This is a genomic window from Phycobacter azelaicus, assembly GCF_014884385.1.
Classification (GTDB): Bacteria; Pseudomonadota; Alphaproteobacteria; order Rhodobacterales; family Rhodobacteraceae; genus Phycobacter; species Phycobacter azelaicus.
On the sequence record NZ_WKFH01000003.1, the window covers coordinates 3,532,398 to 3,547,156 of the forward strand.

Here is a 14,759-nt window from a genome sequence, read left to right on the forward strand (position 1 = left end):
GAGACCTCTGATGAAGACCAAAATCACCGCTTTTGCCGCCGCAGCCCTCATGACGCTGACGGCCTGCGATAACCTCACCAGCGAACAGCGCACCGTCGTGGGTGTCACCGGAGGCGCCGCCGCAGGCCTGATCGCCGCCGAAGCCTTGGATGCCAACAAGAACTGGCGCATCATCGCGGCGCTCGCGGGCGCAGCTGCGGGCACCATCGTTGCCCAGAACCAGGCGACCAACACCTGCGCCTATGCCCGCGGGGACGGCACATACTACGAGGCCCCCTGCCCGTAAGACGGTCGCGACCGACCAGAAAAACGCCCCGCACCAGATGGCACGGGGCGTTTCAGGCTGGAAACCGCGCCAGCGCCAGACGGTCATCTGTTCTATCTGGATACCGTCTTGGGTCTGCGTTCCAGACAGGCAACGACGATCAAATTCGTGCCCAATCCCAAGGCGGATGCGATGGTAAAGCTCTGCTCGAACGGCAGCGAAAACACCGCGTCGGCCAGGGCGATATATATCCGCGCGGTAGAGACGGTCAGCCCCAAGGCAAAGGCAAGCCGCATCCAGCGCATATGTAGCATCACCTCCCTGCGCCGAACAGCGCGATAGGCGAGGATCATTGCCGCCACCATCGACAGGCAAATGGCGTAGGTGACCCCTTGGGTCAGAAGTCCCCCCAATGCGGGAAAAACGATCACCATATGCATCACACCAAGACTGGAGACGAGGCCACTTGCGATAAACAGCTTTCCCAAGCCCCGGTGAAGAGCTGGCCGCCGCCGGCGCAGAGCTGGCGAGAATTGAAGAGGGCCGACCAGGAAGAACAAGATTCCCGGAACAAGATGGACTGCGGTGCTCCAGGGATGTTCGGCATAGCGCAGATCGACGAATGCCAGATCTCCGTGGGGCTGAACCAGGAAATATAGGCGCGAGACAGAGTCCCGCAGCACGGGCCAGCACAGAAGATAGAGAAGCGCGACTTTCAAAAGGATCTCATCCCCTTGGAAAAGGAAAAGCCCCGCCAGACATGACGGGGCTTTTCGCAGTCTGTCAACCGAGACTTACTTCAGGATCGAACGGCCCGCATATTCGGCCACTTCGCCCAGAACTTCCTCGATACGGATCAGCTGGTTGTATTTCGCCAGCCGGTCAGACCGCGCCAGGGAACCGGTCTTGATCTGGCCGCAGTTGGTGGCTACGGCGAGATCGGCAATGGTGGCATCCTCGGTCTCGCCCGAGCGGTGCGACATCACGTTGGTGTAGCGGGCGCGATGCGCCATATCGACCGCGCGCAGGGTCTCAGTGAGCGAGCCGATCTGGTTCACCTTCACCAGCATCGAATTGGCAACGCCGCGCGAAATCCCATCGGCCAGACGCGCCGGGTTGGTCACGAACAGGTCATCGCCCACCAGCTGCACCTTGTCGCCGATCTTGTCGGTCAGAAGCTTCCAGCCGTCCCAGTCATCCTCGGACATGCCGTCCTCGATCGAAATGATCGGATAATCCGCAACCAGCGCCGCCAGATAGTCGACGTTTTCTTCGGAGGTCAGCGTCTTGCCCTCACCGGTCAGGACATATTTACCGTCCTTGAAATACTCTGTGGCTGCGCAATCAAGCGCCAGATAGATGTCCTCACCGGGGCGATAGCCTGCCTTTTCAACCGACTTCAGGATGAAATCCAGCGCCTCGCGGGAAGAGCCGATATTGGGGGCAAACCCGCCCTCGTCACCGATACCGGTGGAAAGGCCCGCCGCGGACAGCTCTTTCTTCAATGTGTGGAAGACCTCGGCACCCATGCGCACGGCGTCGCGGATGTTTTCCGCTGCGACCGGCATGATCATGAATTCCTGGATGTCGATCGGGTTGTCGGCATGTTCGCCACCATTGATGATGTTCATCATCGGAACCGGCAGAACCCGCGCCGAGGTGCCGCCCACATAACGGAACAGCGGCTGGGTGGTGAAATCGGCAGCGGCCTTTGCCACGGCGAGCGAAACACCGAGGATGGCGTTTGCGCCAAGGCGGCCCTTGTTGTCGGTGCCGTCCAGCTCGATCATGGCGCTGTCAATGGCAACCTGCTCGGTCGCGTCGAAACCGACCAGCTCTTCCGCGATCTCACCGTTGACGGCGGCCACCGCTTCCAGCACGCCCTTGCCCATGTAGCGGGACTTGTCGCCATCGCGCTTTTCCACCGCCTCATAGGCGCCGGTCGAGGCGCCCGAGGGCACGGCGGCGCGGCCCATGGTGCCGTCTTCGAGGATGACGTCGACCTCGACGGTCGGGTTACCCCGGCTGTCGAGGATTTCGCGGGCGTGGATGTCGATAATGGTGCTCATCGGTCGGTTCCTGACTGTGGCAATTGGTTGCCAGCGTCTTACCAGCCGGAAGAGGAATGTAAACCAGTCTCGTTATCGCTAACGTGCGTAAAATCGCCCCTTTAGGGCTAACAATTCGCTGTTTGCGCCAACAGTTTGCGCCCCCCGCGCGTGACCGGTCAGCTGGCGAGCACACCCGCGCGAGCAAGGCGCCGCTCGCGCATAAACGTGTAGAGGCCGGAGAGGATGATCAGCGCTGCTCCGGCCAGGGTCATGGCATCGGGACGTTCATTGAACATGGCCACCCCAACCAGGATCGAAAAGACCAGGCGCGAATAGCGAAACGGCGTGACGGCCGAGGCATCTCCGACCCGCATGGCCGTGACGATGCCGTAGTAGCCCAGAACGCCAAAGATCACGCCGCCCAGCATCATCAGCCACTCATTGCCTACCAGCAGGCGCGCATCACCCGGTGTCAGCAACAAAAGGATTGCGCCCGCAGGGATCACCACGGCAAAGGCCTGAAAGCTGACCACCGTCGACGGCACCGCGCTGTCCATCACCCGCGTCATCAGATCGCGCCCCGCGACCGCGACAACCGAGACCAGCACCAGCAGAGCCGCCGGTTCAAAACCCGCGAGGCCCGGCCGAATGATCATCAATACCCCGGCAAAACCGACCAGGATCGCACTCCAGCGCCGCCAGCCAACCTGTTCCCCCAGGAACAGAGCCGCCCCCATGGTGATCACCAAAGGCGTGGCCTGAAACACCGCAGCCACCACCGAGATATCGACAAGGGCAAGGGAACTGGCAAAACTCACCGCTGCCACCGCCTCGCACAGGGCGCGCAGAACCGGAAGCCGTCTCCAGGCGCGCGGCGCCAGGATCTGATGACCCTGCCATTTGGCCAGCAGGGCAAAAACCGACCCGCTCCCGATCCCCAGGAGGATCAGGATCTGCCCAACCGGCAGCTGCTCGGACAAGCTCTTTATGAACATGTCCTCAAGAGTGAAGGCCGCCATGGCGCCGATCACCAGGAGAATACCCTGAACGTTGTTCATCTGCGCCCTCTGCCAAAGCCCTCCGCACGGATTGCGCGGTCAGGATGGGCATGCCCAGAGTTCGCCGCCACAGCAAGCAGTTTCATGGCAGGTCAAAGCCACAAGTTGTGATGTTAACCATCACAAGGATTGATTCCCGCCCATGGCCTGCAGCTCAGGATCAGCGTTTCTTGATGGGAACCCCGTAAAGCTCCAGCTTGTGACCTTTCAGACGATACCCCAGCTTGGCGGCAATCTTTTCCTGCAGTGCCTCGATCTCGGGGTCGCAGAACTCGATCACCTCGCCCGAGTTGATGTCAATGAGGTGGTCGTGATGATCGCGGTCAGCGTCCTCGTAACGTGCGCGCCCGTCGCCGAACTCGAGCCGCTCCAAGATACCTGCCTCTTCAAAGAGCTTCACCGTGCGATAGACCGTCGCCAAGGATATCCCCGCATCCAGCGCGCTGGCACGGGCATAAAGCTCTTCCACGTCAGGATGATCATCGCTGTCCTGAAGCGCACGCGCGATCACGCGGCGCTGGCCGGTCATGCGCAGGCCCTTGGCCTCGCAACGGGCGATAATCGATTCTGGCATCGCGGTCCTCTTTGTTCACTGGGTCCCCTGTGTAACGAAGGACGATCCCCGCGCAAACCGGCAATTCACCCGTCTTTCACCTCGCCTGCCATTGACAATTGCCGTAAAGCCCTCCATCTGAAGCTCAAGGCATCCCTCCCTGCCGCGTGAGCAGAGACAGCCCGGTGCACCTGAGGTGCGATTGATCCCGGCGTCTAGTGATATGCCGTTGTTCCCAAAATCACGCGTGGGGCGTTTGCAGAGGCCAGCGGCCTGGCATTCGGCCAGAGCTTGCCCGAGGTCCCTGCCCCACCACTACCGCGCGCCGGACAGGGTTCCAGCGGTCGCGGCACGGGCTCTTTGCATGTCGCAGGGGCCGCGAAAGGACGACAGTTGACTGAATTTTCCACCATGGGGCTGCCCGAGCAGCTTCTCTCCCGCCTTGATGCCATGGGCCTGAAAGACCCGACCCCGATCCAGGCACGCGCAATTCCGCACGCCCTCAATGGCGAAGACGTGCTGGGCCTGGCGCAAACCGGCACCGGCAAGACCGCAGCGTTCGGCATTCCGCTGGTCACCCGCATGCAGGAATATGGCCGCAAACCGGCAGCCAAGACCGTGCGCGGCCTCATTCTGGCACCGACGCGCGAACTGGCCAACCAGATCGCCGCCACGCTCAGGGATCTGACCGATGGTTCGCCGATGAAGATCGGTCTTGTGGTCGGGGGCGTTTCGATCAATCCGCAGATCCAGCGCATTGCGCGTGGCACCGACATCTTGGTAGCAACGCCCGGGCGCCTGCTCGATATCTTGGATCGCAACGCTCTGGACCTGGGCTCTTGTGATTTCCTGGTACTGGATGAAGCCGACCAGATGCTGGATCTGGGCTTTATCCATGCTCTGCGCAAGATCTCAGCCCTTCTGCCCGAAGAGCGCCAGACCATGCTGTTCTCGGCCACCATGCCGAAACAGATGAACGAGATCGCAAATTCCTACCTGAAGCGCCCGGTGCGCATCGAGGTGACCCCTCCCGGCAAGCCCGCCGCCAAGGTCACCCAATCGGTGCACTTCATCGCAAAGGCGGAAAAGCTGAACCTCCTGAAAGAGCTGCTCGCCGCCCACAAGGACGAGCGCACCCTGGTCTTTGGTCGTACCAAACATGGCATGGAAAAGCTGATGCGGGTGCTGGACAAGGCCGGTTTTGCCGCTGCCGCCATTCACGGCAACAAGAGCCAGGGCCAGCGCGAGCGCGCATTGGCCGCCTTCAAGTCTGGTGAGATCAAGGTTCTGGTCGCAACAGATGTGGCCGCGCGGGGTCTGGATATCCCGGATGTGAAATACGTCTACAACTACGAGCTGCCCAATGTGCCGGACGCCTATGTGCACCGGATCGGCCGCACCGCGCGGGCCGGCAAGGATGGTCAGGCCGTCGCTTTCTGCGCACCGGATGAGATGGACGAGTTGAAGGCGATCCAGAAAACCATGAAGATCACCATCCCCGTGGCCTCGGGCCGCCCTTGGGAGGTGCTCCCTGATCCAGCCGCGCCCAAAGGCCGTCGTGGCGGTCCCGGTGGTGGTGCCAAACCCGGCGGACGCCCCGGCGGCAATCGCCGTCGTCGCGGCGGCGGCGGTCGTGGTGGTCCGAGTCAGGGCCAAGGTCAGGGCGGAGGCCAGGGCAGCGGACAGCGCCGCCGCTCCAGCTGAGCCTCTATCCCAAAATCTGTCAAAAGCCGTTGCGCGTATGCGTGGCGGCTTTTGCTTTTGCTGAAACCAATGACGAGCTGACGCACCGCAAGTCCGCCCAGACCGGCAGATGGTCCGAGGCGATCTGGGCAGGCTGCGCCTTGTGCACCCCGGTGTGCACCGCCTCCAGACCTTCGCTATGGGCGATCCGGTCCAGGGCGCCTAGGGGGCGCAGGGCCGGAAAACTGGGCGCAGGCGGCAGGAACCGCATCATCGGCGCCAGCCGATCCAGAACCGTACTGCGCGACCATTCGTTGAAATCCCCTCCCCAGACCACGGGCATATCGGTCCAGTTTCCAATGTGTTGTGCCAAATGCTGCACCTGCGCGCGCCGGGCGCGCCCGGTCAGCCCCAGATGGGCGCCGACCACCCGCAAAGGGCCAATGGGGGTATCAAAAGCCGCCCAGACCGCGCCGCGGGGTTCAAGCCCCGGCAGGTCAATGTGTCCCTTGTCGCGCAAGGATATGCCCTGCCCTTTCCAAATCACCGCATTGCCATGCCAGCCAAGTGAGCCTGCCCCGCCCAAGTCGACATCCTGCCAACCCGCCTCGTTCAGCACGAAATGCGGCAATGCAGCAGGCCGGGGCGGCAAGCGCTTGTCAGCCTCCTGAAGCAGAACGATCCGCGCGCCGATGTCCTCCAGCACATTCAGGATGCGCCGGGGCTTTCGGCGCAGGTCCAGACCGATGCATTTCTGAATGTTGTAGCTGGCAACGCGCAGGGTGGTTTCGGGCATGTAGACTCCTTTCCTCGCCAGTTTTCATCGCCTTGACAGGCTCTGCAAGACAAGAACGAAGAGGGTCCCCGTCGGAAGGCGGATTTTGGCGAAAGGTCAGGCTTGACAGTCCCATACCGCTCGGCGCTGATGCGCCCATGACAGAAAAGAGATCCATGGACGCCGCGGGCGCCCTCGCGCTTACGGGGTTTGCCGCCCTTCTGGGCTTCAACCAGGTGGTGATCAAGATCGCCAATGGCGGCTTTGGCCCGGTGTTTCAGGCAGGTTTGCGGTCGCTTATTGCGCTGGCGGTGATCCTGCTTTGGGTCTTTTTGCGCAAACCCAGGCTCCGACCAGATGGCGGCCTGCCGAAAAGGGCGCATTTATGGGGTCTGGTGGTCGGCCTTCTGTTCACGGCCGAGTTCATCTGCCTGTTTTGGGCATTGGACGTCTCATCTGTGTCGCGGGTGACGATCATCTTCAACTCGATGCCGGTCTGGTTGGCGCTGGCCGCACATCTGTGGCTACCCGGAGAGCGGCTGAGCGGCCCTCGCATCGCCGGGCTTGTTTTGGCTATGGGCGGCGTGGTGCTGGCAGTGCTGGACCGGGACGCCAGCGGAGCCTCGGTGCTGGGAGACATGCTGGCGCTGGCATCGACCCTGTGCTGGGCCGGGATTGCCTTCTGCGTGCGCGCAACGCCGCTGTCACAGGTGCCCGCCGTAACGCAGCTCGTTTACCAATTGGCGGTCTCGGCCGTCCTGCTGTTGGTGCTGTCGCCACTCTTCGGCCCGATGCTACGCTCGCCGGAGGCGATCCATATCGCCGGCGTTCTGTTTCAGGCCATCGCCATTGCCAGCCTTGGCTACCTTTTGTGGTTCTGGCTTTTTACCATCTACAAGGCCGGATCCGTCGCTTCCTTCAGCTTCCTGTCGCCCGTTCTTGCCGTACTGATGGGCTGGCTGATACTTGGCGAGCAGCTGACATACGAGGCCTGGCTTGCACTGGCGCTGGTGGCCGCAGGGGTATTCCTGATCAACCGCCCCTGATCCTTGGGGTCAGAGCCTCCCGCCCGTCGCGCTTGCATCGAAGATGCCCTCGCTCCCGTTGGGCATGGCGCCCCGACGGGGCGCACGCCGTGCACAGCACGGCGCCGGGCCCAAGGGGGTGAGCGCCTACGCCAGGAGGCCGATCCCGCGCGGGAGAGCGCCTGCTTTCAGGTGCCACAGAAGGTTGCGGGAACCACTTCGTCAGGCTTTGGAGGATTTTGCAGATCAGCGTGTTCCGGCTGGTCCTCATAAGGCCGTGACAAAACCGTATTCATCCGCTCGAAGAGTGCCATATTGCCGCTGACCGCCGCCGCAATCATCTCTTCCATGCGGTGGTTGCGGGGGATGAAGGCCGGGTTGACCTGCTGCATGAGGGTCTTGGGGTTTTCCTCGGCCTCAAGGCGCTGGCGCCAGCCATCCGCCCACCCGTCAAAAGCCTCGGGATCGATGAACTGATCGCGCGCGGCTTCGCCCGAAAGCGCCCGGAAGGTATTGGTGAAATCGGCCTGCCCCGCGGCCATGCGCTCCAGTAGGTCCTCGATCAGCGTCATGTCGCTGGTCTGCGGCCTCGCGATCCCGATCTTGGCGGCAAAGCGCGACAGCCACTCCCGCTCAATCATCCCCGGCATGGCGTGCACGATCTCGGTCGCTTCCTCAACCGCTTCCTGCGGGTCCTCAAGCTGCTGGATCAGGGCCGTTGCCAGCTGGGCCAGATTCCAAACGATGATTCCCGGCTGGTTGTCATAGGCATAGCGCCCCATGCGGTCGATGGAACTGAACACCTGGCTGGGGTTGTAGATATCCATGAAGGCGCAGGGACCGTAATCGATCGTTTCGCCCGAAATTGTGCAATTGTCGGTGTTCATCACTCCATGGATGAAGCCCACCGACATCCATTGCGCCACCAGCCGCGCCTGCGCATCCCGCACCGCGCGCAACAGGCCCATCGGCCCATCAACGCCCGGATAATGGCGTTCAATGGCATAATGGGTGAGCCGCTTCAGTGCTTCACGCTCTCCGCGCGCGGCAAAGATCTGAAAGGTGCCGACTCGCAGATGACTGGCAGCAACGCGCGTCAGCACCGCGCCCGGCATGGCGCCCTCGCGCCAGACGGGATCGCCGGTTTCCACCGCCGCCAAAGCCCGCGTAGTCGGGATGCCAAGGGCATGCATCGCCTCGGATACCACGTATTCCCGCAGCACCGGCCCCATCCAGGCGCGCCCGTCGCCCCGACGTGAATAAGGCGTGCGCCCGGATCCCTTGAGCTGGATATCCCTGCGGATGCCGTCGGTCCCTACGACCTCTCCCAGAAGCACCGCCCGCCCGTCGCCAAGCTGCGGATTGAACGTGCCGAACTGGTGCCCCGCATATAGCTGCGCCAACGGATCGGCCCCCTCCGGCACACGGTTGCCGCCAAAGACCTCGGCCATTTCAGGCAGATCACCGGGCGTGATGCCGAGGAGCTGCGCCAGATCGTGATTGAAGGCGAGCACGCGCGGCTGCGAGACCGGCTCGGGCGCCTGCTTTCTGTAGAACACCGAGCCAAGGGCCGTGTAGGTGTTGTCAAAGGGGATGTGCAGTGTCATGGCTCAAACATATGCGGCAAGGCAGGGATTGCCAGCGCAAAGAGGCGAAATGAAATGGGAGACGGCCCCGTGACAGCCGATGAGATTATCCAGCATCTGGGATTGCAGCCCCACCCCGAGGGCGGCTGGTACCGTCAGACCTGGGTTTCCGAAAACGAAGGTCGCCCCACCGGCACCTGTATCTATTTCTTGCTGAAGGCCGGGGAGGCCAGTCATTGGCACCGGGTCGATGCGGCCGAGATCTGGCTTTTTCACGCGGGCGCACCGCTGGTACTGTCCCTGTCTGCAACGGATGAAGGCCCTGCGACAGATCACCTGCTGACCCCAGATCTGACCAAGGGCGCGCCGCAGCTGATCGTGCCCACGGGCCACTGGCAGGCTGCGCGCACGACCGGCGACTATACGCTGGTCAGTTGCACCGTGTCGCCGGGCTTTCAATTCGAAGGCTTCGAGCTGGCAGAGCCGGGGTTTGATATTCCGCGCCAATGAACCCTTGGAAAATCACGAAATCCGCTTGGCTCCTTCCCTTCTTTGCGGCGGTCCTCATGTGGGGCGAGCACGAACCTTTTCCAGAGCAATTCCACAAGGCCCGGATCGTTGGAGTGGAGTACCATGTCAGCAGAAGACTTGGCGGGGTTTGGGCCGTTCATGCCAGCCTGTTGGAAGATCCAAAAGCGCCGAAGGTCAAGCTTTCCCGCCTCAGAAAGTCTTCCAGTGGCCGTCCCCTGTTGAAGGAGGGTGAAGAGGTCTGTCTCGCCTCGGCGGTCCCCATTCTGCGCCCTCGCATGTATTGGGAGACCGTTCCCTACAAGTGCAAATGAAGAACCTAGCGCCGCGCAGAGGCTCAAGGCCCGATGCGCTTTGCACCCGCTCAACAATTCGGGTGCATGAGAGCGGCGCTATACTCCCCCACCCCCCGGAACGCTGACCACGCCGCCGCCCACGCAGGCTTGCACGCCTGTGGTGCCGGGACAGGAGGTCGGCATGCCCCGCGCGACGCGCACCGCCAGATGGGCAAAGGCCTGGGCCTCCAGCATGTCGCCATCAAGGCCGACATCCTCGACCGGCTTCACAGGGCAGTCGAGCGAGACGCGCAGCATCTCCATCAGCACAGGGTTGTGGCGCCCGCCACCGGTGACAAGCACCATTTCGGGCGGCGCGGGGCAATGCTCCATCCCCTGTGCAACGGCGGCGGCACACATGGCCGTCAGCGTCGCGGCGGCGTCTGCATCGCTCAGCTCGCCCACCAATGTGACCATCTCGGCAAAATCGTTCCGGTCCAGGGATTTCGGTGGCATCTTTGCAAAGAAGGGCTCGGCTAGGAACAGCTCAAGCGCGCCTTCTTCGACTTCTCCCTTGCGGGCAATCGCGCCATCCTTGTCAAACGGCAGCCCCTGCCGCACCTGTAGCAGATCGTTGAGCGGCGCATTGGCGGGCCCGGTGTCGAAGGCCAAAAGCGCGCCAGAATCTTCGGGGCGATCAAAACGCGGATCCACATAAGTGAGGTTGCCCACCCCGCCGAGGTTCAGGAAGCAAAGCGGAGCCTTGGCGCCGATGTATTTGGCGCAGGCAAAGTGGAAAAACGGCGCAAGCGGCGCGCCCTCCCCCCCCAAGGCGACGTCGTCCGAGCGGAAATCCCAGACCACGGGTTTCCCCAGCGCCTCGGCCAGGGCGGCACCGTTACCCACCTGAAGCGTGCCTTGCAGGCGCGGCGCATGGGCCAGGGTCTGACCGTGGAAACCGACGATCTCGGCCTCGGGGAAGGCACTCAGAACCTCTGCATGGACGCGGTCTGTCAGGGCGGCGGCGGCCTCCACCTCTGGCCCGGACCATTTGCCCAGGCCAGCGCGTAGCACAGCGCGTTCTTCTTTTGTGTAGGCACGATAGCGGCTTTCTCCAAATGCAAAGATCTGCGTCCCGTCCGTCTTGACCAACGCTGCATCGACGCCATCCAGAGACGTGCCGCTCATGGCGCCAAGCGCAATCACGCGGCCCGTCTTTGCAATCGCTCGTGTCATCCTTCGCCCTTTTGCCTGAACACCCCAGCAGCCCTCAAAAGCACAGGGGATTTCTGCGGAAAAGCAGGTTCCATGTGCTCCTTTTGCGTTTTATACAGCAGATCGCAATAGACAAGCCGAGGCATGCCATGACCTATCATCCCAAATCGGATTTCATCACCGTGATGATGGAGCGCGGGTTTCTCGCCGACTGTACGGACTATCAGGGTCTGGACGAGGCGCTGATGACCCCGGGCCAGTCCGGCTATATCGGCTTTGATGCCACGGCGAAATCTCTGCACGTGGGCTCGCTCATCCAAATCATGATGCTGCGCTGGCTGCAAAAGACCGGCCATAAGCCGATCACCCTCATGGGCGGCGGCACCACCAAGGTGGGCGATCCTTCGTTTCGCGCCGATGAGCGCCCACTGCTGACGCCCGAACAGATCGACGACAATATCTCCGGCATCAAAAAGGTCTTCTCGGCCTATGTCGATTATAACGATGGCCCGAATGGCGCCATGATGATCAACAACGACGAATGGCTGAGCGATCTCAACTACCTTGAATTCCTGCGCGACATTGGGCGGCATTTCTCAGTCAACCGGATGCTGTCGTTCGAAAGCGTGAAATCGCGTCTGGACCGGGAGCAGTCGCTCTCGTTCCTCGAATTCAACTACATGATCCTGCAGGCCTATGACTTCCTCGAGTTGAACCGCCGCTATGGCTGCATCCTGCAGATGGGCGGCTCGGACCAGTGGGGCAACATCGTCAACGGTATCGACCTTACGCGCCGGGTGCTCGACCATGAGATTTATGGCCTCACCTCGCCGCTGCTGACCACTTCGGACGGCAAGAAGATGGGCAAATCGCAGAACGGCGCGGTCTGGCTCAATGCAGATATGCTCTCGCCTTACGAGTTCTGGCAGTTCTGGCGCAACACCACGGACGCGGATGTGGGCCGGTTCCTGAAGCTTTACACCGAAATGCCGGTAGAGGAATGCGACCGTCTGGGCGCACTTGCGGGATCCGAGATAAACGCCGCCAAGGTGATCCTCGCCAATGAGGTGACCACCCTGCTGCACGGTGCCGAGGCCGCTGAGGCCGCCGAAGCCACCGCGCGCGAGGTGTTCGAGAAAGGCGGCGTCGGGGACGATCTGCCGACGCTGAACCTGACGCCCGCCGATCTGGGCGACGGGATCTCGATCGTGCAGCTGATCGTGAAATCGGGCCTTGCGAAATCCGGCAAGGAGGCCAAGCGCCTGATCGCAGAGAACGGCGCGCGGATCGACGATGCACCGCTGACGGATGCCGGTCTGATGATTGATGCAGGCGCGCTCGCCTCGCCCATCAAGCTGAGCGCGGGCAAGAAGCGCCACGCGCTGGTTCAACTTGTCGACTAAGTGCCGCGCTCACCTCGTAGACGTCGAAAAGGGGCAGTACCTGCCCCTTTTTTCGTTTGATCACGCCCGCATTCGGAAGGCAGCCGTGGGTCTCCCGCCCGTCGCAGCCGCATCAAAGATGCAACCACTCCTGTTGGGCCTGGCACCGCGCTCTCGCGCGGCGCGGTTGCCCCCAACAGCGAACAAGAGGTACTAAAAAGATGATACGCTTTTTCCGCTCCCCTCACGCGGCGCTGCCGCGCCGGGCCCAAGGCAGCACGAAGGGGTCGTCGGCACCAGCCGTCGATACCTGCGGGCGCGGGAGCTTCCCTGACCGACAACAGAACCGGAAGCTACAAACCTAAAGGAACAGACGGTCCACCAGCGTGAGCAGAATGAACACCGGAATCGACAGAGCAACGGCGATCAAAAAGGCGGCGCTTCTGGTCATACGTGGGCTGGGGGCGCATTGCCCCATGACTTGGCTTTGCTTTTTCATGGCCCCATTAACCCTGAATTAGATTTCCGTTCCGTAAATGGATGTATGTTCGATTTCATCCCGCCGACCACGCCGAACCGCCCCGACACACAGGGAACCCTACCCCAATCCGAGGAATTCCTGCATGCCCTTCGGGCAACCGGACAGGACCCGCTGGTTCTGGAGAGGATGAACAACGCTGTCGTGCTGAGACAGCGGTTCTGGGGGCGGCTGGACGTTGCCATGGTCAACCGCGCACGTATCGCAAACCCCTTCCGACTTTTGGAGATCCTGCAAGAGGAAGGGCTGCGTCGCACCCCGGTCATCCTCTCCCCCGAAGCGCCTACTCCTGACCTTGCGCAACTTGGTGCAGTGCCCCTCTTCAGCCCCGGCCATATCGCGCGCCTCGATCTGTCACGCAGCCCCGAACGGCGGCGCGCAGCGCTGCATCAGAAGTGGCGCAACCGGCTGAGACACGCCGAGACGCAAGGCCTGCGTCTCACCCGGCAGAACATGCCGGTCGATCCGAACCACTGGCTGCTGACGGCAGACTGCGCGCAGCAATCGCAACGCGGCTACCGCAGTTGGCCGCTTGCCCTAACGCTCGCCTATGCGCAAGCGAACACAGGCATGGCAAAACTGTTCCAGGCCTTTGACGGAAAGGAGCCCGTCGCCGCCATACTGGTCCTGCGTCATGGCCGCGATGCCACCTATCACATCGCCCACACCACTGCGCGCGGCAAGGCCTTGTCCGCGCATAACCTGTTGATGTGGGAAGCGATGAGTTGGCTTTCGGCGCAAGGCTGCAAAACGCTGGACCTGGGCCTGATCAATACCGAGGACGCCCCGGGACTTGCCCGCTTCAAACTGGGAACCGGCGCCAGCCTTCATCGCCTTGGCGGCACCTGGGTCATTTGGCCACCGATGGGCCGCCTTCTGGCGCCGCTGGCGCGGCTCGACCGGCGCATGATGGGCGGATAGCAACGCTGGACAGTACCAGTCCTCCATGTTTATTTGAACACGTGTTCAGATACCGGGAGGACCCCTTTCATGAAACTTGATCAGACATGTGCTGTGATCACCGGCGGCGCATCCGGTCTTGGTGAGGCCACGGCCCGCCATTTTGCCGACAATGGCGCCAAGGTCACCATTCTCGATCGCGACGCCGAACGCGGCACCAAGGTCGCGGCCGAGATTGGCGGCTTCTTTGTGGAAACCGACGTAACGGACGAAGACTCTGTTGCTGCCGCAATCACCTTTGCCGCCGAAAAGATGGGCCGCATTTCGGCCTGCGTGAACTGCGCCGGCATCGCCTATGGGATCAAGACCGTGGGCAAGGAGGGCGCGCACCCCTTGGATGCCTACAAGCGCACCATCGATATCAACCTGGTGGGCACCTTCAACGTGGCGCGCCTCGCCGCTGTCGAGATCGCCAAGAACGAGCCCGAGCCCGATGGCGCGCGCGGCGTGATCATCAACACCGCCTCCATCGCGGCTTTTGACGGGCAGAAGGGTCAGGTGGCCTATTCCGCCTCCAAGGGCGGCGTTGTTGGCATGTGCCTGCCCATGGCGCGCGATCTCGCCTCGACCGGCATCCGCGTCATGACCATCGCGCCGGGCATCTTCATGACCCCGATGCTGGCTGGCCTGCCCGAAGAGGTGCAGCAGCAGCTGGCAGCGGATGTGCCGAACCCGCCCCGTCTGGGAGATCCTGCAGAGTACGGACGCCTAGCCGGCTTCATCGTCGAAATGGGATATCTCAATGGCGAAGTGATCCGCATAGACGGCGCCCTTCGCATGCGCTGAACACGCCTGTTAACAGAAACTTAAGCCACATACTTAAAGGGAGCACTTGTTTGGTGCTCCCTCTCATCAAACCCTCGCA

At 62.2% G+C, this 14,759-nt stretch carries 14 protein-coding genes; 7 read left to right on the forward strand and 7 right to left on the reverse strand.

The window, feature by feature from the left end; all coding sequences use genetic code 11:
- The first annotated feature begins 10 nt into the window (after positions 1 to 10).
- A complete protein-coding gene (locus INS80_RS17950; RefSeq protein WP_192966928.1) occupies positions 11 to 286 on the forward strand; it encodes a YMGG-like glycine zipper-containing protein in 276 nt (91 codons plus the stop codon).
- Between the two features lie 92 nt (positions 287 to 378).
- Here the strand turns inward: INS80_RS17950 and INS80_RS17955 are convergent, their stop codons facing one another.
- From INS80_RS17955 to INS80_RS17970, 4 genes are all read right to left on the reverse strand, one after another.
- On the reverse strand, positions 379 to 984 hold the full coding sequence (locus INS80_RS17955) for a DUF2306 domain-containing protein (RefSeq protein ID WP_192966929.1): 606 nt from the start codon (positions 982 to 984) through the stop codon (positions 379 to 381).
- Positions 985 to 1,059: 75 nt separating this feature from the next.
- The gene (gene eno / locus INS80_RS17960) at positions 1,060 to 2,334 is read right to left on the reverse strand and encodes a phosphopyruvate hydratase (RefSeq protein WP_192966930.1); all 1,275 of its coding nucleotides are present in this window, start codon (positions 2,332 to 2,334) and stop codon (positions 1,060 to 1,062) included.
- 158 nt (positions 2,335 to 2,492) lie between these two features.
- Positions 2,493 to 3,374 carry a DMT family transporter gene (locus INS80_RS17965; RefSeq protein WP_192966931.1) on the reverse strand — a complete coding sequence of 294 codons (882 nt, stop codon included), beginning with the start codon at positions 3,372 to 3,374 and terminating at the stop codon, positions 2,493 to 2,495.
- A gap of 160 nt (positions 3,375 to 3,534) precedes the next feature.
- A complete protein-coding gene (locus INS80_RS17970; RefSeq protein ID WP_192966932.1) occupies positions 3,535 to 3,948 on the reverse strand; it encodes a Fur family transcriptional regulator in 414 nt (137 codons plus the stop codon).
- Positions 3,949 to 4,320: 372 nt separating this feature from the next.
- On the opposite strand from INS80_RS17970, the gene INS80_RS17975 reads away from it, so the two are divergent.
- Positions 4,321 to 5,631, forward strand: a complete 1,311-nt coding sequence (locus INS80_RS17975) for a DEAD/DEAH box helicase (protein WP_226892664.1) — start codon at positions 4,321 to 4,323, stop codon at positions 5,629 to 5,631.
- A 19-nt stretch (positions 5,632 to 5,650) separates the two neighbouring features.
- Here INS80_RS17975 and INS80_RS17980 read toward each other — a convergent pair whose 3' ends face one another.
- Positions 5,651 to 6,406: an endonuclease/exonuclease/phosphatase family protein gene (locus INS80_RS17980; RefSeq protein ID WP_192966933.1), complete on the reverse strand. Its 756-nt coding sequence runs from the start codon at positions 6,404 to 6,406 to the stop codon at positions 5,651 to 5,653.
- Between the two features lie 137 nt (positions 6,407 to 6,543).
- On the opposite strand from INS80_RS17980, the gene INS80_RS17985 reads away from it, so the two are divergent.
- Entirely contained in the window at positions 6,544 to 7,431 is an 888-nt protein-coding gene (locus INS80_RS17985; protein ID WP_226892665.1) for a DMT family transporter, read from the forward strand.
- Positions 7,432 to 7,598: 167 nt separating this feature from the next.
- Here INS80_RS17985 and INS80_RS17990 read toward each other — a convergent pair whose 3' ends face one another.
- Positions 7,599 to 9,017 (reverse strand): protein adenylyltransferase SelO, encoded by a 1,419-nt coding sequence (locus INS80_RS17990; protein ID WP_192966934.1) that lies wholly within the window; start codon positions 9,015 to 9,017, stop codon positions 7,599 to 7,601.
- Positions 9,018 to 9,086: 69 nt separating this feature from the next.
- On the opposite strand from INS80_RS17990, the gene INS80_RS17995 reads away from it, so the two are divergent.
- A complete protein-coding gene (locus INS80_RS17995; protein WP_192967339.1) occupies positions 9,087 to 9,506 on the forward strand; it encodes a cupin domain-containing protein in 420 nt (139 codons plus the stop codon).
- Between the two features lie 410 nt (positions 9,507 to 9,916).
- Here INS80_RS17995 and INS80_RS18000 read toward each other — a convergent pair whose 3' ends face one another.
- Positions 9,917 to 11,035: an anhydro-N-acetylmuramic acid kinase gene (locus INS80_RS18000; RefSeq protein WP_192966935.1), complete on the reverse strand. Its 1,119-nt coding sequence runs from the start codon at positions 11,033 to 11,035 to the stop codon at positions 9,917 to 9,919.
- 128 nt (positions 11,036 to 11,163) lie between these two features.
- Between INS80_RS18000 and tyrS the strand changes: the two genes are divergently transcribed.
- From tyrS to INS80_RS18020, 3 genes are all read left to right on the forward strand, one after another.
- Positions 11,164 to 12,417: a tyrosine--tRNA ligase gene (gene tyrS, locus INS80_RS18005; protein WP_192966936.1), complete on the forward strand. Its 1,254-nt coding sequence runs from the start codon at positions 11,164 to 11,166 to the stop codon at positions 12,415 to 12,417.
- 523 nt (positions 12,418 to 12,940) lie between these two features.
- Positions 12,941 to 13,855, forward strand: a complete 915-nt coding sequence (locus INS80_RS18015) for a GNAT family N-acetyltransferase (RefSeq protein WP_192966938.1) — start codon at positions 12,941 to 12,943, stop codon at positions 13,853 to 13,855.
- A 69-nt stretch (positions 13,856 to 13,924) separates the two neighbouring features.
- The gene (locus INS80_RS18020) at positions 13,925 to 14,680 is read left to right on the forward strand and encodes a 3-hydroxyacyl-CoA dehydrogenase (RefSeq protein WP_192966939.1); all 756 of its coding nucleotides are present in this window, start codon (positions 13,925 to 13,927) and stop codon (positions 14,678 to 14,680) included.
- Positions 14,681 to 14,759: the final 79 nt, after the last annotated feature.

Bases quoted from the DNA above. Each gene is read 5' to 3' on its own strand.
- eno (WP_192966930.1), bottom strand. From the start codon at position 2,334: ATGAGCACCATTATCGACATCCACGCCCGCGAAATCCTCGACAGCCGG.
- INS80_RS17970 (WP_192966932.1), bottom strand. From the start codon at position 3,948: ATGCCAGAATCGATTATCGCCCGTTGCGAGGCCAAGGGCCTGCGCATG.
- INS80_RS17985 (WP_226892665.1), top strand. From the start codon at position 6,544: ATGACAGAAAAGAGATCCATGGACGCCGCGGGCGCCCTCGCGCTTACG.
- INS80_RS17965 (WP_192966931.1), bottom strand. From the start codon at position 3,374: ATGAACAACGTTCAGGGTATTCTCCTGGTGATCGGCGCCATGGCGGCC.
- INS80_RS17980 (WP_192966933.1), bottom strand. From the start codon at position 6,406: ATGCCCGAAACCACCCTGCGCGTTGCCAGCTACAACATTCAGAAATGC.
- INS80_RS18015 (WP_192966938.1), top strand. From the start codon at position 12,941: ATGTTCGATTTCATCCCGCCGACCACGCCGAACCGCCCCGACACACAG.
- INS80_RS18020 (WP_192966939.1), top strand. From the start codon at position 13,925: ATGAAACTTGATCAGACATGTGCTGTGATCACCGGCGGCGCATCCGGT.
- INS80_RS17950 (WP_192966928.1), top strand. From the start codon at position 11: ATGAAGACCAAAATCACCGCTTTTGCCGCCGCAGCCCTCATGACGCTG.
- INS80_RS17990 (WP_192966934.1), bottom strand. From the start codon at position 9,017: ATGACACTGCACATCCCCTTTGACAACACCTACACGGCCCTTGGCTCG.
- INS80_RS18000 (WP_192966935.1), bottom strand. From the start codon at position 11,035: ATGACACGAGCGATTGCAAAGACGGGCCGCGTGATTGCGCTTGGCGCC.
- tyrS (WP_192966936.1), top strand. From the start codon at position 11,164: ATGACCTATCATCCCAAATCGGATTTCATCACCGTGATGATGGAGCGC.